This is a genomic window from Paenarthrobacter sp. 10L412 (assembly GCF_056395565.1).
On record NZ_JBFTJT010000025.1, the window covers coordinates 23021 to 45310 of the forward strand.

Below are 22290 nucleotides of genomic sequence, written 5' to 3' on the forward strand. Positions count from 1 at the left end.
AATTTTGTGTGGCAAAGGTGCCCATGTTCCGGCATGGGCGTAAACACCTACAGCAATACCCCAACCCACAAGGAACAGCTGTGCCGCAAAGTACCCCCACAGATCTCCAGAACCCGACGGCCACACCCACCGCCGTCGATTCAACCCTCAGCGCTGAGGGATACCAGAAGACCCTGAGCCGGCGCCACGTCACCATGATTGCCATGGGTGGCGCGATCGGCGTCGGCCTGTTCATGGGCGCCGGTGGCCGCTTGGCCTCCACCGGCCCGGCCCTGATTTTCTCCTATGCAATCGCCGGCGTCATCGCTTACCTGCTGATGCGCGCCCTCGGTGAACTCATCATGTACCGCCAGACGTCGGGCTCGTTCGTGAGCTACGCCGGTGAAATGTTCGGCAAGAAGGGCGCCTTCCTTTCAGGCTGGATGTACTTCATCAACTGGGCCATGACAGGCATTGCCGAGCTCATCGCGATCGGCCTGTACTTCCAGTTCTTCTTCCCCAACGTTCCCGTTGAACTCTCCGCCATTGCAGCGCTGGTGCTGCTGGTGGCCGTGAACCTGTTCAGCGTCAAGGCGTTCGGCGAGTTCGAATTCTGGGCCTCCTGCCTCAAGGTCGCCGCCATTCTGATCTTCCTGGCCGTTGGCACCTTCATGGTTGTCACCAACGCCCAGGTGGGCACCGGCCACGCCTCGGTGGGCAACCTGTTCCACGAAGACGGCGGCATGTTCCCCAAGGGCGGCCTGGTCATGATCCTGGTCCTCAACGCCGTGATCTTCGCCTACAACGCCATCGAGCTCGTTGGTATTACCGCTGGTGAGATGCAGAACCCGGAACGCGAAGTTCCCAAGGCGATCCGCGCCGTCGTCATCCGCATTATCGTCTTCTATGTCGGTTCCGTGATGCTCCTTGCGATGCTGTTGCCGTCGGACCAGTACAAGGCGGGCACCTCGCCGTTCGTTACCGTGTTCGGCCAGATGGGCCTCGGCTGGATGGGCGACGTCATGAACATGATCGTCATCACCGCCGCGCTGTCCTCGTGCAACTCGGGCCTGTACTCGATCGGCCGCATCTTCCGGACCATGGCCAACAATGGCCACGCCCCGCAGTGGCTCACCAAAATGTCCTCCCGCCACGTGCCGTACGCGGCCATCCTCGCGATCGGCGGAGTGTATCTGGTGGGCATTCTGCTCAACATCTGGCTGGGTGGCTCCCACGCGTTCGACCTCGCGCTGAACACGGCCTCCATCGGTGTGATCTTCACCTGGGGTTCCATCTTCGCGAGCCAGATTGCCCTGCGGAAGAAACGCGGCAACGTCTCCACCCTGCCGATGCCCGGTTCGCCGTGGACCAGCTGGTTGGGCCTGATTGCGTTGCTGGCCATCACCGTCCTGATCGGCTTCGACACCATGACCGATAAGGCAACCGGCGAGGTCTTCCTCCTGGGTCTCTGGACCCTGGCGACCATCCCGTTCTTCGCCCTGGTCCTGTGGCTTGGCTGGCAGAAGGTCAAGAACAACGAGCCGAAGAGCGAGCTGTTCAGCTAACGCTCTCTTCACCAACTGGCTCGCATTAGTGGTTGTTCTGAAGCCCCGGAACAACCACTAATGCCAGTCACTTGGGTGTCCATCCACCATTGATGAGCGCACTCCTGACTTTGGCTACCGCCGAGCGCGCATCGTTTCCCATGTGGCGCTTTGAGATGCGGACCAGTATCCACCCGGCGCGACTGAAATCCTCTTCCCGCTCAGTGTCCCTGACAATTTGGCCGGGATCGGAATGCCCCTCACCTTCGTATTCCACGGCCACGCGCTGTTCGGGATACGAGAGGTCCGGTTGACGCACGACGCCGGCACCCAGTTCAGTGGGCTTGTTGACTTCTGCTTCTGGCAGCCCAGCCCACTCGAGTGCCAGCCGAAGCCGGGTTTCGGGCGCGGAATCAGCTCCGATGCGGGCCTGCTCCAGGGCCAAGCGAGCCTTCCGGATTCCTGGCGTTCCTTTGTGGCGGTCAAGCATACTTTCGAGATCCTCGCGCGTGCAGTAAGGATCGCTGCGCCCTTCGAATTCAGGCCTCGGCAACCGGAGCAGGTGATCGGCCACCACAGTGATCTCGTCGATGCTCATCTTCCGGGCGCAATCGAGCCACGTCCGCGCCCTGCTGGTGACGAGCAAGCCTTGGTGGTTGATGATTTCGTCCTCAAAGAATTGCCCTACATGTCCCACCACACCTTTCCTTCGTGGGATTGCCATGGTGTCGGGACGGGAAATGTGGATGACAGATTCGTGGCTGCCGGGCAAGAACCCCGGAAACGCCCAGAGCCTGAACGCCGTGGCATGGGAGGCTGCGGAAAAGGGCGTAATGACTGTGTAAGGCCGGACCATGATGGATAACTCCGTCACTTGTTCGGGCGCGGGGCTGCGGATGCCTCGGCTGGGTGAGTCAAGTCCGCGGTGCCTCCACCGTTGACGGGAGACTCCGGCGTCGAGCGCTTCCTGCCAAGTGAAAGGCGCGGACTCAAGGCGACCGGGCAACTGCTTCGGGATACGCATTTCCCCATGCTTGCAAAACCTTGGTGGACGTGAGCGGTTATCCACAGGCTCTAATAGCCTGCCGCAAACTGACTGGCATTAGTGGTTGTTATGGGGCTCTATAACAACCACTAATGCCAGTCAGTTGGGAGTGTCAGTGCCCCCGACTAGGCTCGATGTATGGATCACACCACCACCCTGACGCAGCACATCAACGCCAGCCCGGAGAAAGTTTGGGCGGTCCTCTCGGACATTCCGGGCTCGGCCGGAACCCTTTCGGGCATCAATGCAATCCAGATGCTCAGCGAGGGTCCTTATGGGGAAGGTACCCGCTGGAAGGAAACACGGACCATGATGGGCAGGCAGGAAACCGTGGAGATGTGGGTAGACGAGGTGGACCCGCCCCGCAGTACCACGGTCAAAGCACTTCAAGGCGGCGCCGACTACACCACGCGCTTCAGCCTGGCAGAGCGCGACGCCGGCACTGACCTCACGCTGACATTCGGCGCCGAGGTCCTCAAACCCACGCTCGTGAGCAAGGTCGCTATGGCCTTGTTCGGGAAGATAGGCATGAGCATCACGCGAAAGGCCCTCAGCAAGGACCTTGCCGAGATCGCTGCAAAGGCGGAATCCCTCTGATGGCGGCTGCAAAGGTGGCAGCCCCCAAGATCTCGCCGGTGCGCCTGGAAGAACTGCGCGACGACGACGCCCCGGACTTCCAGCGTGGGGAACGGTATGACGGCATCAGGTTTACCCGAGTGTCCGCGGATGGGGAGGAGCTGAGCGGTGCTGACTTCATTGAGTGTGAGTTCACAGGCGTTTCCTTCAACGAGGCCCAATTGCGCGGCGCCACGTTCCGGGAGTGCATCCTTGCGGAGCCGTATGCGCCAGTCTTCACTGCGGCCCGGACTTCCTGGCAGGACGTGGAGATCAGCAATCCGAGGTGGGGATCAGCCGAGCTGTACGAGGGCACGTGGCGCTCGGTGCGGATCGACGGCGGCAAGCTGGACTACGTGAACCTGCGTGGTTCCAAGCTCATGGACGTCCAGATTTCAGACTGCATCATCAACGAGCTCGATCTGGGCGGTTGCACAGGGACCCGGGTGTCGTTGAAGAACTGCACTATTGGAACCCTGGATGTCACCGGCGCCAAGCTCAAAGACGTGGATCTGCGGAGCTCCGAATTCCGAGGTATCAACGGATTGGCCGGGCTCGCCGGGGTTGTCATTGACGATTACCAGTTGAGTCTCATGGCCCCGTTGTTGGCCGGTCATTTGGGCATCCGGGTGGTCTGATGCGCTGGCTGGGCTGCGGGGGAGATGGCTTCATCTGTTGACCCGGACGGCAGGCCGTGTAATCTTTATAGAACGAACGGTCGGTATATTATTCCCTGGCCGGTCCCTTTCACTTCGCGAAGGATGTTCTCATGGTCGAGGCTTTTCTTGTTGGCGGCGCACGGACGCCGGTTGGTCGTTACGGCGGGGCATTGTCCTCCGTCCGTCCTGACGACCTCGCCGCGCTGGTGGTCCGTGAAGCAGTGGCGCGTGCCGGCGTCGATCCCGACTCCATTGATGAGGTAATCCTCGGCAACGCCAACGGCGCTGGTGAGGAGAACCGCAACGTAGCCCGCATGGCGACCATCCTCGCGGGACTTCCCCTCCACATCCCGGGCATCACAGTTAACAGGCTTTGTGCCTCGGGCCTGAGCGCCATCATCATGGCGAGCCAGATGATCAAGTCCGGCGCCGCGGACATCGTGGTGGCCGGTGGGGTCGAATCCATGAGCCGGGCACCCTGGGTGCAGGAGAAGCCCACCGCTGCATTCGCCAAGCCGGGCCAGATCTTCGATACGTCCATCGGTTGGCGCTTCGTCAACCCGCTCTTCACCAAGGGTGAGCTCTCCCGTGACGGCAAGATGACCTACTCCATGCCTGAAACCGCGGAGGAAGTGGGCCGCGTGGACAACATCTCCCGCGAGGATGCCGACGCTTTCGCTGTCCGCTCGCACGAGCTCGCGTTGGCAGCCATTGCAGGCGGCCGGTTCAAGGACGAGATCGTTCCGGTCACCGTGAAGACCCGCAAGTCCGAGACCGTGGTGGACACTGATGAAGGTCCCCGCGAAGGCACCACCATGGATGTCCTGGCTGGGCTTCGGCCCGTAGTCCCCGGTGGCTCCGTCGTCACCGCGGGCAACTCCTCCAGCCTCAATGACGGCGCCTCCGCGATCATCGTCGCCTCTGAGGCAGCCATCAAGAAGTTCGGCCTGACCCCTCGCGCGCGCATCATCGATGGCGCTTCGGCGGGCTGTGAGCCGGAAATCATGGGCATCGGTCCTGTCCCGGCAACTCAGAAGGTCCTTGCCCGCACTGGCCTTACCGTGGACCAGCTCGGCGCAGTGGAACTCAACGAAGCTTTTGCCACCCAATCCCTTGCCAGCATGCGGCGCCTGGGGCTGGACCCGGGAATCGTCAATAACGACGGCGGCGCCATCAGTTTGGGGCACCCGCTGGGTTCCAGCGGGTCACGTCTGGCCATTACCCTTCTGGGCCGCATGGAGCGGGAGCTTGCCAGCAACAATGGACCGAAGCTTGGCCTTGCCACGATGTGCATCGGCGTGGGCCAGGGCACGGCAATGCTGCTGGAAGGCGTGTAAATGGCACTGAACCAGGAAGACTTCAGCACCCTTCTCCTCGAGGAACGTGACGACAGGCTCACTGTTCTTCTCAACCGTCCCGAAGTACGCAATGCGATCGACCAGACCATGGTGGACGAGCTTCACCTCGTCTGTGCCGAACTGGAGCGCAACCCCAAGGTCCTGATCATCGCGGGCACGGACGGCGTCTTCGCCTCGGGCGCGGACATTGGACAGCTCCGGGAACGCCGGCGGGATGACGCATTGCGGGGGATCAACTCGACTATCTTCATGCGCATCGCCAAGCTGCCCATGCCCGTCATCGCAGCTTTGGACGGCTACTGCCTGGGCGGCGGTGCGGAGCTTGCCTACGCGGCAGACTTCCGGATCGGGACCCCCAGTGTCCGGATTGGCAATCCCGAAACAGGATTAGGAATCCTTGCTGCAGCCGGTGCCAGTTGGCGGCTCAAGGAGCTTGTGGGTGAACCGAAAGCCAAGGAAATCCTCCTCGCTGGCGCCGTGTTGCGGGCAGAGGAAGCGCTGCGAATCAGCCTGATCACCGAGATTCACGAGGCCCCTGAGCTCATGGAAGCCGCGCACAATCTTGCTGACAGGATCGGCCGCCAGGACCCCCTTGCGGTCCGCATTACCAAGTCCGTTTTCCACGCTCCTGCGGAAGCACACCCGTTGATCGACACCCTTGCCCAGGGGATTCTCTTCGAATCCCAGGCCAAATTCGACAGGATGCAGGCTTTCCTGGACAAGAAATCGGCGAAGGCCGCCACCTCTTCAACTTCTGCCAACGACGACAGGACCCAAAAATGACAAGCGTTCCCGCGATTCCCCACGTTATTGGAGTCCTTGGCGGTGGCCGGATGGGTGCGGGAATCGCACATGCGTTCCTGACCAAGGGGGCCACCGTGATCGTGGTGGAGAGGGATCACGAGGCAGCCGCCGGAGCGCAGGGCCGTGTAGCAGATGCTGTGGCCAAGTCCGCTGCCCGTGGCACCCTAAGCGAAACCCCTGAAGAAGCCATGGCCCGCTTCAGCACGTCGACGGACTATGAATCCTTCATCCACTGCGGACTGGTGGTAGAAGCTGTGCCCGAGGATTACGATCTCAAGGTGTCCGCGTTGAAAGCGGTGGAGGACCACCTTTCCGCAGATGCATTCCTTGCCTCGAACACGTCATCGTTGTCCGTCACGGGCTTGGCAAATGAACTCCGGAGGCCAGCCAACTTCATCGGACTGCACTTCTTTAACCCGGTGCCCGCCTCCACCCTCATCGAAGTGGTGCTGGCCAAAGAGACCTCGCCCGAACTTGCCCAAGCGGCGAAGAACTGGACCGAGGCACTCGGCAAGACCGCCGTCGTCGTTAATGACGCGCCGGGCTTTGCGTCCTCAAGGCTGGGCGTGGCTATTGCCTTGGAAGCCATGCGCATGGTTGAGGAGGGTGTGGCATCAGCGGAGGACATCGACGCCGCGATGGTCCTCGGGTACAAGCACCCCACCGGGCCGCTCAAGACCACGGACATCGTGGGTCTTGATGTTCGTCTGGGCATCGCGGAGTACCTGCAGTCCACGCTGGGTGACCGCTTCGCTCCGCCGCAGATCCTGAGGGACAAAGTTGCCCGCGGGGAACTTGGCCGCAAAACGGGCAAGGGTTTCTTCGACTGGAACGACTGAAGCCCGGGGCGCGTTAGGCTAGCCGGGTGACCTCGATTGAGCCCATTACCCTGACCGGAAAATTCGTGACGCTGGAACCGTTGAGCCAGGAACACCACGACGACCTTGTGGAGGCGGCCAAGGACGGCGAACTCTGGAAGCTTTGGTACACGTCCGTACCCACGCCGGACGGTATGGCTGCCGAGATCGAGCGGCGGCTTGGCCTGCAAACCCAAGGTTCCATGCTGCCCTTCGCAACCAGGCTCAACAGCACGGGCAAGGTCATCGGAATGACGACGTACATGAACATCGACGCCGCCACACCGCGCGTCGAGATCGGCTCCACCTGGAACGCAGCGTCCGCGCACGGCACAGGCACCAACCCCGACTCCAAGCTGCTGCTTCTTCAGCATGCCTTTGAAACCCTTGGCTGCCCCGCCGTCGAATTCCGCACGCACTGGCTCAACCACCAGTCCCGCGACGCGATCGCCCGCCTCGGCGCCAAGCAGGACGGTGTGTTGCGGAACCACTCCCGCAGCACGGACGGCACCCTCCGCGACACCGTGGTGTTCTCCATACTGGAACACGAATGGCCGGCGGTGCGGAACGGCCTGGAGTTCAGGCTGGCCAGGTACGGGGTGTAGCCCAGGCGTTGCTGTCAAGGTCTTCTCCCGCATGCCTGCCCGGCGTAGTCTTGCCAACACATTGCCCCGTACGCGGCCGACGGGTGGGCGAGCCGCGAAGTGATCCTTTTGACGGACCACCGGAGCCCCAAAGAGCGGTATGAAGGGGAAGCACCATGGCAACTCATCGAGCACGACGCCGGCACTTGGCTTTTGCAGGCGGACTCGCCGCCCTGGCACTCACGTTAGGATTCACTGCCAGTCCGGTGACCGCCGCGCCGCCGCCACCTGTCACGTACGTGGCACTCGGTGATTCGTACACTGCGGGGACGGGTGCGGGGGATCTTTCGGGTCCCTTCCCGCCTATTCCGTGTTGGCAAAGCGAAGGTGGATACGTTGACATCGTAGACGCCTCACCTCGTGTGACGTTGGTTGAAAACGCAGCCTGTCACGGCGCTTTTCTTCTCCCAGTGGGGACTTCGAAGTCCGTGACGCAACAGATCGCAGAACTCAGCGGGGGAGCTTTGAACAGTGACACTGACTTGGTCAGTATCACTGCTGGTGCGCTCGACGCTGGCAGTTTGCTCGCTTTGCAGAACTGCTCTATGCCGAATACCCAACTATGCGCTGCCACCGTTTCCGGGATCATCGCCAATCTTCCTGTGATCGAGTCCGGACTTGAGATCACGTACCAGGCCATCCAACAGGCGGCCCCGGACGCCGTCATCGCTGTTCTTGGCTATCCGCGCTTGTTTGATCCGTCCCAAGGCGACATCGTTATTGGTGGCGTCACAGTGGTGCCGGTCGCGAACCAAATCCAGGTGAATATAGCCATTGATGCTCTCAACGCAACCATTGCAAAGGCTGTCGAAGAGAGCGGGACCAACGCGGTGTTTATCGATGTGACCAAGCGGTTCCTCGGGCACGCGGTCAACTCGGACAATCCGTGGATCGTCCTGGATCTCACCCGGCCGCTTCTGGACGCGAACTTCCATCCGAACGATGCCGGACACCAGGCTTACGCGTCAGCGTTGCTCTCCTCGGTGAAGCTGACTCAGCTCGCCAAGCGCTAGACCCCAAAGACGTTGCCGACCCGCTGTTTCGTTGTTGGCCAACAACGAAACAGCGGGTTCGCAGCGTTCATGCAGGCCGGACGCCAGCTCACACCTTCTGCCAGCGGCTCTCAGCTTCGGCGCTGGCCTCCACTGCCGCCAGCACCTTCTGTACCTGCAAAGCATCTGAGAAGGATGGCTCCGGCTGGCGATCTTCAGCGATGGCGTTCACGAGGTCCACCACTTGATGCGTGAATCCGTGCTCGTAGCCCAGGCCATGTCCGGTGGGCCACCAGTTCCCGACGTAGGGGTGCGATGGCTCCGTCACGATGACCCGCCGGAAACCGGCGTCCTCGTCGGAGGCATCGTAGAAGGACAGCGAGTTCATGTCCTCGAAGTCGAAAGCCAACGAGCCGAGCGTGCCATTGAGTTCCAGCCGCATGGCGTTCTTCCGTCCCAGGGCAAACCGTGTCGCCTCGAACACGCCGATCGGGCCGGCGTCGGATGTCTTTCCGGCCCCGGATGTCTTTCCGCCGAAACGGGCCGTGAAGATCGCCGCGTCGTCCACAGTTACTGGACCGCGCGGACCATCTGCACCACCGTGCCCACCGAGACCTACGAAGTCACCGCCGATCGGCCGCTCCTTCACGAACGTCTCCATGAGGGCCGAAACCCCCGTGATGTTGAACCCGGTGATCCACTGGGCAGCGTCGATACTGTGGGCACCGATATCACCCAGCGAACCAGAGCCGGACTTTGACTTGTCCAGACGCCACGTCAGGGGAGCGTCCGCGTCGGACAACCAGTCCTGGAGATACTGGGCCCTGACGTGCCGGAGCTCGCCCAACCGGCCGTCGTCCACCATCCGCTTAGCAAGGGCCAGTGCAGGAGTTCGGCGATACGTGAAACCGCACATCGAGTACACGCCCCGCTCAGCAGCCGACGATGCCACAGCGGTCATCTTCTCAGCCTCAGCCACACTGTTGGCCAAGGGCTTCTCGCACAGCACGTGTTTGCCCGCTTCCAAGGCTGCAACCGCTATCTCGGCGTGCGTGTTTCCGGGGGAACAAATATCGATCAGGTCAATATCATCGCGCTCGATCAGACGACGCCAATCCGTCTCCACGGAATCCCAACCGAGCTTGTCCGCAGCCGCCTGAGCAGCGGCAGCATTTCTGCCAGCGAGAGCCGTCAGCTCGGGCGCAAGTAGGAGATCGAAGAAGCGCGGCGCCGTTCGCCAGGCATGCGAGTGGACGGCACCCATGAAGGAGTAGCCCACCATGCCTACCCGCAGCTTCCGCGTCACAGCCGAATGCCTTCCCCCGCAAGCGCACTGCGAACCGAGGTCCAGGACTTCAAGACCTCCAAAACGGTGGGGTCCCGCTCGGCAAGGAGTGCCTGTTGGTATGAGTCCTCAAGTAGCGCGTCCACGGAAACCCGGGTGCCATTGGCCGCACTGAGGATGGCCGCCTCCACCATGGCCAGGCTCATGATGTTGCGGTGCACCTGGCCCATCGGGGTGCTTCCCGTGCGGACCGCAGATACGAAGTCGCGCAGGGAGCCAGCGATTTCCTGGCCCGGATCCTCAGAACTGGCGGTATCGCCGGAGACAGGAACAGAGGAAACAGGTTCATTGTCCCCATCCCACAAGACCGTGCCGTGCTCGCCGCTGATCCGCCACGAGGCGTTCCACGAAGTTTCCTGGCCCGGGCTGCACCAGCTTCCGTTGAACACGAAGCGCTCGCCGCCGGTCATGTCGAACACGGCCGTGGCCCCGGCATCACCGCGGTACCAACTCCACGAGGGGTTGTACTCCTCGCAGAAAACAGTGACGGGATCGGCGTCGAGCAGGAATCGGGCCATGTCGAATTGATGGATCGCCATGTCCAGCAGCAGGGGATGGTCCATGGCATCGCGGAATCCGCCAAAGTGCGGCGCTTTGAAGAACTCAGCAGAGACAATGCCAACAGCACCCAAGGACCCGGACAGCCGCTTGGCTTCAAAGAGCTGCCGGTTGTAGCGCCGGGATTGACTGACCATGAACAACTGGCCGTGAAGCTCAGCAGCCGCCGCCAAAGAAAGCCCTTGCGCCACAGTGGAGGCCACGGGCTTCTCGCCAAGGACCGGGAGGCCCGCAGCAAGTGCTTCGGTAGTGACCGGATGATGCGCGGCAGGAACGGTGACGTTGATGACCGCTTGGGCTCCGACGTCGGACGCCAGTGCCGCTGTACCGGCACCTACCGGAAGGTCGGGACGGCCCAGCGAAGCTGCCGCTTCAGAGGCTGTGGCAAGGTCCAGGTCCACGATGCCCACAAGCTCAACCAATGGTGACGACTCAACGGTTCGAAGCCAGGCGCGGCCCATGCCCCCGGCGCCCACAACTACGACGCGAAGGGGAGTGCCGTCGTCGGGGATTGTGGCGAAAGGCGTGCTCACGCGTTTGCTCCTTGGTAGCTCTTGCCGTTGAAGAAGTCGTTGGTTTCGTAGCGAAGCAGCTCAGGGACGGCGCGCTCGGGACGGTCGGTGACTGCCCATTCCACGGCGTTGGCGATGACCCGGCGGATGTCCTTGTGGTGATAGACGGGGTAGTCCTGGTCACCGGGGCTGAAGAAGAAGATCTTGCCGTGTCCGCGCCGGAACGTGCAGCCGGAACGGAAGACTTCGCCTCCGCTGAACGAGCTGATGAACACGAGTTCCTCTGGCGTGGGGATATCGAAGAATTCGCCGTACATCTCCTGCTCAGGGATCACGATGGGGTGCGGCACGCCCTTGGCGATGGGGTGGGTCGGGTCCACGGTCCATACCAGTTCGCGGTCGTGTTCGGAGCGCCAGCGCAGGGTGCAGGTGGTGCCCATGAGCTTGGTGAAGATCTTGGACCAATGCCCGGAGTGCAGCACAATCAGGCCCATGCCCGCGAGTACGTGGCGGTGGACGCGCTCCACGATTTCGTCCTCAACGTCGCCGTGGGACATGTGCCCCCACCAGGTGAGGACGTCGGTGTTCTCGAGGACTTCCTCAGTGAGGCCATGCTCGGGTTCGTCCAGGGTCGCCGTCCGGACCTCGACGCCGGAACCCAGGTTCTCCTCGATGCCCGCCTTGACGGCGCCGTGCATTCCTTCCGGGTACAGGCGTGCTACGAGTTCGTCCCGCTTCTCGTGCCGGTTTTCGCTCCAGACGGTGACGCGGATGGGCTTGCTTTTTTCAGGCATGATTCTTTCCTTCTGATGAGTGGGGGTCTACTTGACCGCGCCGCCGGTGGTGCCCGCGGCGATGTATTTTTGGGCCGCTACCAACAGGACGATGGCCGGGATGGAGGCGAGGACCGCCGTCGCCATCACTGAACTCCAGTCGTTCACGTAGGCGCCGATGTACTGGAAGATGCCCAGGGTGACGGGGCGGACCGCTTCCGTGGTGGTCAGGGTCAGGGCGAACAGGAAGTCGCTCCAGGCGAACAGGAACGTAAAGAGTCCTGCAGTGATCAGCGAGTTCCGGCTGAGGGGAATCACGATCGACCAGAACGCCCGGACGTGCCCCGCCCCGTCCACACGCGCTGCCTCGATCACGGACGCCGGCATGCCGTTCATGAACGCCCGGATGATGAGGATGGCGAACGGAATTCCGTGTGCCGAGTCCGCGAGGATCAGGCCCGGAATGGAGTTGAGCAGCCCGAGGTCGTTGTACGCCGTGTACAGTGCGTTGGCCACCACGATGCCCGGGATCATCTGGCTGATGAGGATGGCGAAGAGGACAACGCCTGCGCCGCGGACCTTGAAATAGGCCAGCGCGTAGGCCGCCGGGGCTGCGATTGCCAGGCTCAATGCCACGCTGCCCAGGGAGATGATCAGGCTCGTGCCGAGGTTTCCGGCTTGCTCACTGATGGCTGTGGCATAGCCGGTGAAGTCGGGTTTCAAGGGCAGCCACGAGGTTTCCAAGGTAGTGCCGTTTGGCTGCAGGGAGGCGTTGATCATCCAGTAGACGGGGAACAGCATGATGGCCAGGAAGAAGATGGCCAGCGCCGTGTAGCCCCAGTTCTTGCGGTTGCTCGCGGGCGCTTTTGCTCTGCTGGGCCGGAGCGTGGGTGCTTTCAGTACGGTTGTCATGGTTTCCTCACTCATCCACAGCGCGTCGGCTTGCCCGCAGGTACAGGACCGCGAACACCAGGGAAATGATCACCAGCACGTTGCCCAGGGCGGCGCCTTCGCCGAATTTGAATTCGTGGAAGGAGAGGTCGTAGGACTGGGTGGCGATGGTCTGGGTCGAGTTCGCCGGGCCGCCATTGGTCAGGCCCAGGATGATGTCCAACACCTTGAGGGTGTAGACGACGCCGAGCACCAGCACCACGCTCACCACGGGACGGAGCATCGGCCACGTGATATGCCGGAACGCCTTCCAACCCGTGGCGCCATCCAGGGACCCGGCCTCGTAAAGCTCGTCCGGGATCTCCTGCAGGCCGCCGTAGAGGATGGTCAGATTGAACGGGATGCCAATCCAGATGTTCACCCCCACCACAGCGATCAGCGCCAAGGAGGTGCTGGTCAACCAGGGAACACCTGTGTTGATGATGCCCAGATCGCCCAGAAAACGGTTGAGCGCTCCGCTGTCCTTGTCCAGGATCCAACGCCACACGGCACTCGAAACGATCAGCGGTAGAAGCCAGGGCAGCAGTAGCAGCGACCGCAGGATTCCGTTGAGCGGGAACTTGCGTTGGAAGAAGATCGCCAACGCCAGCCCGATCACGAACTGACCCAGGATGGAACCCACCGTGAACAGTGCGGTGTTCAGCAGCGAGGTGGAAAACAACGACGACGACAATACAGTTACGTAGTTGGCCAACCCTACCCATGGGGCTTCTCCGGTGAAGAAGGTGGCCGTGGTGTAGTCCTGGAAACTCATGACGACGTTCTTGACCACGGGGTAGCCGAAGAACAGCGCCATGTAGACCACTGCGGGTACCAGGAAGAGCCACTGGAAGATGCGCTCGCGGCGTTGGCGGGTCCGCCGTCGTGGTGTCTGCGCTTCTGTAGGCGAGCCTGCCGGGCGGCCGTGCTTGCGGCTGGTCTTTGCCTTGGCCTTTGCGTTGGCTTTTCCGCTGGAAGGAGCCGCTGTTTGCGACAAATCTGTTGTCAATGACATGGCTCGCTGCTTACTGGCCTTGCGCTTGCTTGAGGGCATCGGCCGGGGAGGCGTTACCGGTCAGGGCTGTCTGGATTGCGGTGTAGATCTTGGTTGCCTGGGCGGGCCATTCTGCACCGAGCTCGCCGGTGCGGGCACGGGCGGTCTTGATCAGCTCAGTGAACGTAGCGAGCTTCGGGTTTTCGGTGGCGAACTTCTCCGCCAACGTGGTCTTGGAAGGAATGGTGTTGCGGACCTTGGCCATGGCCATCTGGTTCTCGTCGCTGTTCAGGCAGGCAACCACTTCCGCGGCCTTGGCTTGGCGTGCCTTGTTGCCGGTCTGGGGGACCGTCCATACTTCGCCACCCAGCGGGGCAACGGACGTTTGGCCTGCTTCACGGACGGGGATCTTTACCACGCCGTACTGCAGAGTGGGCTGCTTATCCAGGGCCGGGATCTGCCAAGGGCCGTTGACCATCATCGCTGCTTTGCCGGCCATGAACTGGTCCTTGACATCGGCCTGGGTCCAGTTCAGGGCCGAGGAAGAGACGGAGCCGCTCTTGACCAGGTCGGTCCAGAGTTGCAGTGCCTGCTCGGTTTCCTTGGTATCGATCTTCTTCTCGTCGCCTCCGTTTGACCACATGACCGGGAGGAACTGCCAGGTGCCTTCATACGTGGGGTTGGCGTTGAACGCGAGCCCGTACTGGTCGCCGGCGGTGAGTTTGGCGGAGGCTGCCTTCAGCTCATCCCAGGTGGTGGGCGGGGTTACTCCAGCCTTGTCCAGGATGTCCTTGTTGTAGAACAGGGCGATCGTGTTCACGGTGGGAGCCAGGCCATACACCTTGTCCTTATAGGTGCCTGCGCTCAGGACACCCTCTGCGAAGTTGTCCGTGCTGATCTTGAAGTCTGACAAGGGAGCCAAAGCACCGGTGGCGGCAATCTGCTGCAGGTCCGGATTATCCAGCATGAGCACGTCCGGAAGCGTCTTGGAGGAGGACTGCTGCAGCACCTTGGAGATCAGGGACTTGCCCGGGACGGTCTCCCGCTTGATGGTGACACCTGCCTGGGTGCCGCACTTGGTCAGGGCGTCGCCGATGAAGGACTTGTCCGGCTCGTTGTTGTAGTAGTCCATCACGGAGATTTCCTTGACGGCCTCCGAGGACGAAGCTGCAGTGGAGGTCCCGCAGGCTGAGAGGGCCAAGGGAAGGCCGACCAATGCAGCGACGGCGAGGGCAAGAGGACGACGGGGTGTCCTTTGTGCTGACTTCATTGTCTGTTCCTTTTTTCTGGGGTGAGTTATCGATGCGTATCGACGATGCGTATCGATGAATTCGGAAACTGGAGTGCAGGGTGCTTTGAGAGGGTTTAGCTGCCGTGGGGTGGACGGAGCGTGCTGGCACGGTGCGTAATGACCGTGGGTACCAATTCCAGGGATTCGGTTGGTCCCTGGTTTTCGGTTTCGAGGAGATCGCAAATAATCTTCACCGCGCGGCGGGATACTTCGGCCGGGCGGAGGTCAATGGTGGAAAGTGGAATGGGCTGAAGCTCAGCCAGGGTGGGGGAGGCGCTGCCAATGACGGATACATCCGTACCAGGGGTCAGGCCGCGGCTGGTCAGGACGCGTCGAAGAACGTCCTGAACGGTGCCATCCGGAGCGATAAACGCAGGTACTCCAGTGGTCTCCGCCAAGGCTTTGTCCACGGATTGCGCGATCACCTCGCGGTCCGTTCCTCCGGGAAGGTGCAGCACCTTGACACCTAGGGTCTCCGCGGCCTTGTTGGTGCCGGACATGAAGCGTTCCACGTAGTTCACGTGGCGGTCAACCACCTCCGGTTGCCAGTCCAGGACGGAGATTACGGTGTGGCCAGCAGCTGCCAGGTCCTGGACGCACTGTTCGCCGGCCATTTCAAAGTCGGCATCAATGCAGACAAGTCCGGAAGGATCATGCGGGATGCCGATCAGCACCACAGGAACGTGCAGACTGCGGACTACCGGGAGGCGTTCGTCGTCGCCTTCCACCTGCATCAGGATCAGGCCGTCGCAGATCTGCTGGCCCACCACGCGCTGCAGCCCCGGCGCGCCCTCATCCTCGGTGACCAGCAGGATGTCGTGGTCATAGAGGCGGGCGGTGTTGGCGATCACGGAGACGAACTCCATGATCGATGCCATGTGCAACTCGGGGATGAAAGGGATGACGAGGCCGATCACGCGGGTCCTGCGGCTGGCAAGCGCGCGGGCTCCGGCATTTGGCTGGTAGGTCAGCTGCTGGATGGCGTCCTCCACCTTTTTCCGCGTTTTCTCGGAGATGGGTCGCTTGCCACTAAGAACGTAGGAAACCGTGCTCTGTGCAACGCCGGCGGCCTGGGCAACGTCCTTGCTGGTGGGCATATCCTGGCCTCCTCGCGCTCTCTGCTGAACGGTTTACTTGTGGTTGTTGTTGTGTTTCGTGTTCGTCGATACGTATCGTCGATGCGCATCGAGAATGAGTATGACATGAGTCACTCGCCCCGCGCAATACCCCCTTCCCTTCCTCTCTCACATCCAGTGCCCTTCCGTCCGATGTTCTCTCATTTCCTCCCCGCTTTCCGCAGTTCTTCTCTCACATCACTGCAGGCGAATGTGCTTAGCTGGCTCCTATGGACGGGACAGCATCGCAGTTAGGCGTCCACTGGGATGGCGCCGTGAACGCCTGGCGAATCGCGGGGGACGTGTACAGGATGGGTCGCCACGAGTGGGTTACCGAAGCCGGTTGGCACCAGATGTACGACGACGGCATCCGCACTGTCATCGATTTGCGCGCCTCGGGCGAGCGGCGGCAACGCGACACCGATCCCGACGTGCCGGACGACGTGAAGGCTCGGATCGACGTCGTACATTGCCCCACCGAGGACCCGGCCCATAGCGATTTCGGCGAGCTCTTCGGCCCGTACCTGAAAGACCCGGCGCAGTACGGCGAGTATGTGAGGCTGTTTGCGGACAAGATCGCGGCCGTCTTCAAGGCCATCGCGGCCGCGCACGGCAAGGTGATTATTCACTGCTCGGCGGGCAGGGATCGCAGCGGGGTGATCGCACTCATGTTGCAACGTTTGGCCGGTCTTGGTGATGACGAAATCCTGCGCGGCTACGAGCTGGCGGCACGGGGGATCAATGAGCGGCACCGCACCCACGGGGCACCCCACGCGCACGATCCCTACCTTTCGGACGAGGAGTTTGAGGCCTGGTTGGAGCAGAAGCGTGCGGGCGTGCGGACATTCTTGGGTTCGCTGGATGTCGAATCGTTCTTGGAGCGAAATGGTGTCACGGATACAGAAGTGGCGGCGATCCGGGCCAAGCTGCGGTGATGTGAGAGAACGATAGCCGGAATCCGGCGGGATGTGAGAGAACGATGGCCGGAATCGGGCGGTATGTGAGAGAAGGACAAAATTGCTGCTGTACTCCTCCGGGCATTCATGTACCCTGTATATATTACCGAACGGCCGGTCAGTAATGTTTGCGCTCCCGCAGACCCAATGACCGAGCCGATTTCACGTGCCTTGGAAGGACCCGTCGACGATGACCACTACCGCAGTCGCCCCGGAAACCACAGCCGTTGCAACCGTCCCCAGCTACGTCCAGGATGCCTGGTGGACGCCGGCTCCTGACGCCAAAACCGTCCCGGTCCGTGATGCCAGCACCGGAGAAGTCCTGGCCAACGTCAGCACCGACGGACTGGACTTTGCCGCCGTCGTAAATTACGGACGCACCACCGGCCAAACGGAACTTGGAAAGCTGACCTTCCACCAGCGTGCGCTCAAGCTCAAGGAGCTTGCCATGTACCTCAACGGCCGGCGTGAAGAGCTGTACGAGTCCTCGTCGCAGTCCGGCGCAACCAAGATCGACAACATGATCGACATCGACGGCGGCATCGGCGTTCTCTTCACGTTTGGGTCCAAGGGTCGGCGTGAACTGCCCAACTCGCAGGTTGTGGTGGATGGGCCGATGGAGGTGCTTTCCAAGGATGGTTCGTTCGCCGGTGAGCACATCTATACCCGCATTCCTGGTGTTGCGGTGCAGATCAACGCCTTCAATTTCCCGGTCTGGGGCATGCTGGAGAAGTTCGCGCCAGCCTTCCTGGCCGGAGTTCCCACCATCGTCAAGCCGGCCACCCCCACGGGCTACGTTGCGGCCGCCGCCGTCAAGGCGATCGTCGAGTCCGGCATCCTGCCCGCGGGATCCCTTCAGCTGATTTCCGGCTCCGCCCGGACCATCCTGGACGAGCTGGATTACCGCGACCTCGTCTCCTTCACTGGCTCGGCGTCTACGGCCAACTCTCTGAAGGGCCACCACAATGTGGTCCAGGGTGGTGTCCGTTTCACGTGTGAGACAGACTCCCTGAACGCCGCGATCCTTGGTCCCGACGCCGTTCCCGGCACTCCCGAATTCGACGCGTTTGTCCGGGCTGTCGTCACCGAAATGACCGTCAAAGCCGGCCAGAAGTGCACCGCCATCCGCCGCGTGATCGTCCCGAAGGAGCTGATTTCCGACGTCTCTGCCGCCATCGGTGCGCGTATCAACGAGCGTGTGGTGGTTGGTGATCCTCGTGCCGAGGGCGTCACCATGGGCGCCCTGGCTTCGCTGGAGCAGCTCGCCGACGTCCGCGCGGCCGTTCAGTCAATGCTCGACGCCGGTGGTGAGCTTGCGTACGGGTCCCTCGATTCGCCGTCGGTCACCTCGGTTGGCGGCGCGGTGGGTGTGGTGGAAGACGGGGCTTTCATGTCGCCGGTACTCCTCAACTGGGCCGACGCAGAAGCCGAAGAAGTCCACTCCCTTGAAGCTTTCGGCCCCGTCTCCTCAGTGATCGGATACGACGATCTCGCCGACGCCATCCGCCTCGCGGCCCGCGGCTCCGGTTCGTTGGTGGCGTCCGTATGCACCAACGATCCTTCCGTGGCGCAGGAGCTGGTGCTCGGAATCGCAGCGCATCACGGCCGCGTCCACATGCTCAACCGCGAGGACGCGCGGTCCTCCACCGGACACGGCTCACCCGTACCGCACCTGGTCCACGGTGGTCCTGGCCGCGCAGGTGGCGGCGAGGAATTGGGCGGTATCCGCTCCGTCCTGCACCACATGCAGCGCACCGCCATCCAGGGCTCGCCGAACATGCTCACCGCTGTCACCGGTCAATGGCACACGGGCGCTGACCGTAACTTCACTGTGGAAACCGAAGGCGAGCACCCTTTCCGGAAGCACCTCTCGACGCTGAGGATCGGCGACGCCGTTCGTTCCGATCTGCGCCAGGTGACCCTTGAGGACATCACGGCCTTCGCCAACTCCACGGGCGATACGTTCTACGCACACACCAATCAGGAAGCAGCCGAGGCCAACCCGTTCTTCCCGGGCATCGTCGCGCACGGGTACCTGCTCCTGAGCTGGGCTGCCGGGTTGTTCGTGGAGCCCGCGCCGGGTCCCGTGCTGGCCAACTACGGCTTGGAGAACCTGCGCTTCATCACGCCCGTGGCGGCCGGCGACGCCATCCGCGTCACGTTGACCGCCAAGAAGATCACTCCGCGTGAGACTGACGAATATGGCGAGGTTGCCTGGGACGCGGTGCTCACCAACCAGAACGATGAAATCGTAGCCACGTACGACGTTCTGACCCTCGTGGAAAAGTAACCTTCTCTCACATCCCGACGGTTTCCGACGGTTGTTCTCTCACATAACGACGAAGCGCGTCCCCAGGCAGGGGGACGCGCTTCGTCTATAGGGCCGGTTACAGCTGGTATTCGGCCTGTTGGCCGAGCGTCTCATGGATGCACAGAACGTTGTTCTCGGTATCCATGAACCAAGCGCACTTCTCGGCATCCGTGGTGCAAATATGGTTATCGGTCTTGAGATCAGGCTCGTCGTAATCCTGGAACTTGACGCCTTGGGCTTCCATCTCCGCAACAGTCCGCTCGATGTCCTCGACCTCAAAGCTCAGGGCGGTATGACCGGAGTGCTTACCGTCCGTGACCGGCAACAACTGCAGCATGGGGCCGCGGTCGTTGCCAAATAGATCATTTCCGTCCCATGTCCTGCCACGATGCGGAAGACCAAGCTTTTCCGCGTAGAACTTTCGTGCGCGGCTCAGGTCATCGACAGGCAGGACGGTTGTGGCTGTGTTAAGGGCTAGATGCATTTGGCCACCTCCTACGCTGAAAATTTTACGCTCGGGGGCTCCGGAAGGATCTTACGAATAATGTCCTAGGGTGGACGAATGGGATTTAGCAGGCCTGAGCTCGATGCTCTTCGAGGCCGAACCCTGCCGGATTTAGTCTCAGACCAGACGAGGCTTCTGTTCGTCGGCATCAATCCTGGCCTGCGTGCTGTTGCGGTGCAGGCGCACTTCGGTGGCGGCAGCAATCGCTTCTATCCAGCGTTATTTCGAGCCGGCATCGTCGATCGTCGGATCGATGCCTCGGAAGGGTTCCGCCCCGAGGACCTCAATCATCTGCTGGAGCGGGGCGTTGGAATCACGTCCATAGTTGCGGGAGCTTCGGCGCGGGCGGATGAACTCACCACCGAGCAACTTCTTGCTGGAGCCAAAGAACTATCTGCGCGGGTAGAACATATCACCCCAGCAATCGTGGCGATATTGGGAATCAGCGCATATCGGACTGCTTTTGCCCGGCCGCGGGCGGTCTGGGGACTACAGCCGGATTCGCTTGGACGTACCCCGGTCTGGGTACTCCCGAATCCGAGCGGCTTGAACAGGCACGCGAGTCTTGCTGATCTCGCCGCTGCCTACCGTGAAGTCGCTGTCGCGGCTGGAATCGAACCCTTTTCTGGTCCGGAACAGCTACCTTAACCGGACCAATTGGTAGCCGTCACAGTCCGTCAATGAGCCCGTCGATAATGTTGCTGAACCTCTCGGCGGGCCCGCCTGTTTTGACCAAGACGCTTAGTCCGATAACGGACGCAACGAGTTGGCTGGCGACAGTGTCGGGGACCTGACCGGTGCGGAATTCTCCAGACGCTTGTCCTTGCACAATTGCTTGCCGGAACACGGCTTCGATCTGAGAGAACAGCTCGTTCGCAATATGATTCACCTCGGCGTCGGCTGCGCCGAGCTCCGCCGCAGCGTTGACCATGACACAGCCGCGTTGATGCTCGCCCACGCCGGCCAGTGCAATTAGTGCTTGTTTGAGACGCGGCCGGATTGGTCCGGGAGCTTGGAACATGCTGGTTAAGTACTCGAGTCTGGCCTCACTGTAGCGCTGAAGGGCACGCAGAAATAGGGCATGTTTGCTCTCAAACGTGTTGTACAGACTGCCCTTGCCGATTCCCAACTCGCTGGCCAACTCCTGCGGCGTTGTGCCGGCATACCCTTGGCGCCAGAACAAGTCCATCGCCCTGTTAACCGCCTCACCAGCCTCAAATTGCATCGGTCTACCCATGGGAACAGCGTAGCGCCCATGGTATTGTACTTCTAGGTCAAAAACCGCTGTTGAGCACTTATTCGACCCACTACGCAGTGAGAAATGGGATCCCCTTGTCCATACACCCGCCCTTGGAGAACACTGTTGCCTTAGCGACTTCCCGTCCACCCCGAGTCCCCCTGAATACGCTCGCTATACCGCTGGGCTTGGCGGGCCTCGCACAAGTCTGGTCGGCAGCGACCTCGTCCTTCCAGGCCCCGATGGAACTTGCGCAAGCATTCTGGCTGATCGCCGCCATTGCCTGGCTTTGGACCATCGCGGTGCACGTCCATCGCGGCAGGCGCACGGATCAGTCGCTCTCCGATCAGCTCAAGCATTTCGCACAGGGCCCGCTCGCTGCCTTGCTTCCGATTGCAGCCATGTTGCTTGGGGTAGGGCTGCACCGCACCATTCCTATAGCCGGAACCATCCTGACCTTGGTTTCCATTGCCGTTGCCGCCGCGTTCGCCGCATGGATTTTGAACTTCTGGATGCGCGGCGAGTTGCCACTCGAATCCGTGCATGGCGGCTACTTCCTCCCAACCAGCGCGGCAGGTTTCGTCGGCGCGCTCACGGCAAGACAGACGGGACTTGACTGGCTCGCTGTCGGAAGTTTCGCCGTCGGCGTCTTCTTCTGGCTGGTGATCTCTGTGTTTTTCTTCCTGCGACTCGCGCTTCGACCTACGTTGCCCGAATCCCTTACCCCGACGCTGGCGATCATGATTGCCCCACCAGCGGTCGCTGCGGTCGCATGGCTTGCCATCTCCGGGGGTCGACCTGACCATATGTTTGAGGGGTTGACGGCCATAACGGTGTTGATGGTTTTGATCCAACTCACGCTGTTGCGGCGCTATCGGGCCTTGCCGTTTTCCCTGGGCTTCTGGTCGTTCACGTTCCCCTTGGCAAGTGTCGCCGCACTTGCCATCACGTGGTTGCACCTGGCCAAACCGGCTGGCTGGGAAGTCATGACGATTGGAGTGCTGGCGATCGTGACGACTGCCGTTGGGCTGGTTGCGGCAAAATCAATCACAATGTTTTTCCGCCTCGCCGCTACGGCCCGGCGACAAAGGATGAGAGAAGGTTCGGGGAAACCGGTCCGGATGTGAGAGTGCCCCTATGTTTTTCGTCAAGTGGTGGCGGGTGTTGGGGGTTGGTAGAGGGCGCCGTCGCGGAGCATTGCGTAGAGGGTGTCACAGCGGCGTCGTGCCAGGGCAATGATTGCCTGGTTGTGGCGTTTTCCTTCGG

Annotated in this window: 22 protein-coding genes; 12 read left to right on the forward strand and 10 right to left on the reverse strand. The window is 61.6% G+C overall.

The annotated features are described in order from the left end of the window. Window positions 1–80 precede the first annotated feature (80 nt). Entirely contained in the window at window positions 81–1544 is a 1464-nt protein-coding gene (locus tag AC1DD7_RS23615) for an amino acid permease (RefSeq protein ID WP_442019066.1), read from the forward strand. 67 nt (window positions 1545–1611) lie between these two features. On the opposite strand, the gene AC1DD7_RS23620 is transcribed toward AC1DD7_RS23615, so the two are convergent. After that, window positions 1612–2547, reverse strand: a complete 936-nt coding sequence (locus AC1DD7_RS23620) for a hypothetical protein (protein ID WP_477516810.1) — start codon at window positions 2545–2547, stop codon at window positions 1612–1614. A 159-nt stretch (window positions 2548–2706) separates the two neighbouring features. On the opposite strand from AC1DD7_RS23620, the gene AC1DD7_RS23625 reads away from it, so the two are divergent. The 7 genes from AC1DD7_RS23625 to AC1DD7_RS23655 all read left to right on the forward strand — a co-directional run bounded on the left by AC1DD7_RS23625 (window position 2707) and on the right by AC1DD7_RS23655 (window position 8518). Further along, a complete protein-coding gene (locus AC1DD7_RS23625) occupies window positions 2707–3165 on the forward strand; it encodes an SRPBCC family protein (protein ID WP_477516811.1) in 459 nt (152 codons plus the stop codon). Then, window positions 3165–3821: a pentapeptide repeat-containing protein gene (locus tag AC1DD7_RS23630; RefSeq protein WP_477516812.1), complete on the forward strand. Its 657-nt coding sequence runs from the start codon at window positions 3165–3167 to the stop codon at window positions 3819–3821. Before AC1DD7_RS23625 ends, AC1DD7_RS23630 begins: the two co-directional genes overlap by 1 nt. Before the next feature lie 131 nt (window positions 3822–3952). Then, window positions 3953–5179, forward strand: coding sequence for a thiolase family protein (locus AC1DD7_RS23635; RefSeq protein WP_431116361.1), 1227 nt, complete (start codon window positions 3953–3955; stop codon window positions 5177–5179). Next, window positions 5180–5983 (forward strand): enoyl-CoA hydratase/isomerase family protein, encoded by an 804-nt coding sequence (locus tag AC1DD7_RS23640; protein ID WP_477516813.1) that lies wholly within the window; start codon window positions 5180–5182, stop codon window positions 5981–5983. Then, window positions 5980–6843, forward strand: a complete 864-nt coding sequence (locus AC1DD7_RS23645) for a 3-hydroxyacyl-CoA dehydrogenase family protein (protein ID WP_477516814.1) — start codon at window positions 5980–5982, stop codon at window positions 6841–6843. The genes AC1DD7_RS23640 and AC1DD7_RS23645 overlap by 4 nt, the downstream gene beginning before the upstream one ends. Before the next feature lie 26 nt (window positions 6844–6869). Continuing rightward, entirely contained in the window at window positions 6870–7466 is a 597-nt protein-coding gene (locus AC1DD7_RS23650) for a GNAT family N-acetyltransferase (RefSeq protein WP_477516815.1), read from the forward strand. Window positions 7467–7621: 155 nt separating this feature from the next. After that, window positions 7622–8518: an SGNH/GDSL hydrolase family protein gene (locus tag AC1DD7_RS23655; RefSeq protein WP_477516816.1), complete on the forward strand. Its 897-nt coding sequence runs from the start codon at window positions 7622–7624 to the stop codon at window positions 8516–8518. Window positions 8519–8606: 88 nt separating this feature from the next. Here AC1DD7_RS23655 and AC1DD7_RS23660 read toward each other — a convergent pair whose 3' ends face one another. The 7 genes from AC1DD7_RS23660 to AC1DD7_RS23690 form a co-directional block, all read right to left on the reverse strand. Beyond that, window positions 8607–9779 carry a Gfo/Idh/MocA family protein gene (locus tag AC1DD7_RS23660; protein ID WP_477516830.1) on the reverse strand — a complete coding sequence of 391 codons (1173 nt, stop codon included), beginning with the start codon at window positions 9777–9779 and terminating at the stop codon, window positions 8607–8609. Between the two features lie 20 nt (window positions 9780–9799). Continuing rightward, complete coding sequence (locus tag AC1DD7_RS23665; RefSeq protein WP_477516817.1) at window positions 9800–10933, reverse strand: Gfo/Idh/MocA family protein; 1134 nt, start codon at window positions 10931–10933, stop codon at window positions 9800–9802. Then, a complete protein-coding gene (locus AC1DD7_RS23670) occupies window positions 10930–11706 on the reverse strand; it encodes a ThuA domain-containing protein (protein ID WP_477516818.1) in 777 nt (258 codons plus the stop codon). The genes AC1DD7_RS23665 and AC1DD7_RS23670 overlap by 4 nt, the downstream gene beginning before the upstream one ends. 27 nt (window positions 11707–11733) lie before the next feature. Continuing rightward, a complete protein-coding gene (locus AC1DD7_RS23675; protein WP_477516819.1) occupies window positions 11734–12597 on the reverse strand; it encodes a carbohydrate ABC transporter permease in 864 nt (287 codons plus the stop codon). Between the two features lie 7 nt (window positions 12598–12604). After that, on the reverse strand, window positions 12605–13630 hold the full coding sequence (locus tag AC1DD7_RS23680) for a carbohydrate ABC transporter permease (RefSeq protein ID WP_477516820.1): 1026 nt from the start codon (window positions 13628–13630) through the stop codon (window positions 12605–12607). A 10-nt stretch (window positions 13631–13640) separates the two neighbouring features. Then, window positions 13641–14879 carry a sugar ABC transporter substrate-binding protein gene (locus AC1DD7_RS23685; RefSeq protein WP_477516821.1) on the reverse strand — a complete coding sequence of 413 codons (1239 nt, stop codon included), beginning with the start codon at window positions 14877–14879 and terminating at the stop codon, window positions 13641–13643. Window positions 14880–14974: 95 nt separating this feature from the next. Further along, on the reverse strand, window positions 14975–15997 hold the full coding sequence (locus AC1DD7_RS23690; protein ID WP_477516822.1) for a LacI family DNA-binding transcriptional regulator: 1023 nt from the start codon (window positions 15995–15997) through the stop codon (window positions 14975–14977). Between the two features lie 248 nt (window positions 15998–16245). Here AC1DD7_RS23690 and AC1DD7_RS23695 point away from each other — a divergent pair, with 248 nt between their 5' ends. Together AC1DD7_RS23695 and paaZ are read left to right on the forward strand one after the other, a co-directional pair. Continuing rightward, window positions 16246–16950, forward strand: coding sequence for a tyrosine-protein phosphatase (locus tag AC1DD7_RS23695; RefSeq protein ID WP_477516823.1), 705 nt, complete (start codon window positions 16246–16248; stop codon window positions 16948–16950). Window positions 16951–17161: 211 nt separating this feature from the next. Then, window positions 17162–19261, forward strand: coding sequence for a phenylacetic acid degradation bifunctional protein PaaZ (gene paaZ / locus AC1DD7_RS23700; RefSeq protein WP_477516824.1), 2100 nt, complete (start codon window positions 17162–17164; stop codon window positions 19259–19261). A gap of 97 nt (window positions 19262–19358) precedes the next feature. Here the strand turns inward: paaZ and AC1DD7_RS23705 are convergent, their stop codons facing one another. Continuing rightward, window positions 19359–19766, reverse strand: a complete 408-nt coding sequence (locus tag AC1DD7_RS23705) for a VOC family protein (RefSeq protein ID WP_477516825.1) — start codon at window positions 19764–19766, stop codon at window positions 19359–19361. Window positions 19767–19844: 78 nt separating this feature from the next. On the opposite strand from AC1DD7_RS23705, the gene AC1DD7_RS23710 reads away from it, so the two are divergent. After that, window positions 19845–20435 (forward strand): mismatch-specific DNA-glycosylase, encoded by a 591-nt coding sequence (locus AC1DD7_RS23710; protein WP_477516826.1) that lies wholly within the window; start codon window positions 19845–19847, stop codon window positions 20433–20435. Window positions 20436–20454: 19 nt separating this feature from the next. Here the strand turns inward: AC1DD7_RS23710 and AC1DD7_RS23715 are convergent, their stop codons facing one another. Further along, on the reverse strand, window positions 20455–21012 hold the full coding sequence (locus tag AC1DD7_RS23715; RefSeq protein WP_477516827.1) for a TetR/AcrR family transcriptional regulator: 558 nt from the start codon (window positions 21010–21012) through the stop codon (window positions 20455–20457). A gap of 89 nt (window positions 21013–21101) precedes the next feature. Between AC1DD7_RS23715 and AC1DD7_RS23720 the strand changes: the two genes are divergently transcribed. Further along, the gene (locus AC1DD7_RS23720; protein WP_477516831.1) at window positions 21102–22151 is read left to right on the forward strand and encodes an SLAC1 family transporter; all 1050 of its coding nucleotides are present in this window, start codon (window positions 21102–21104) and stop codon (window positions 22149–22151) included. The last annotated feature ends 139 nt before the right edge of the window (window positions 22152–22290 follow it).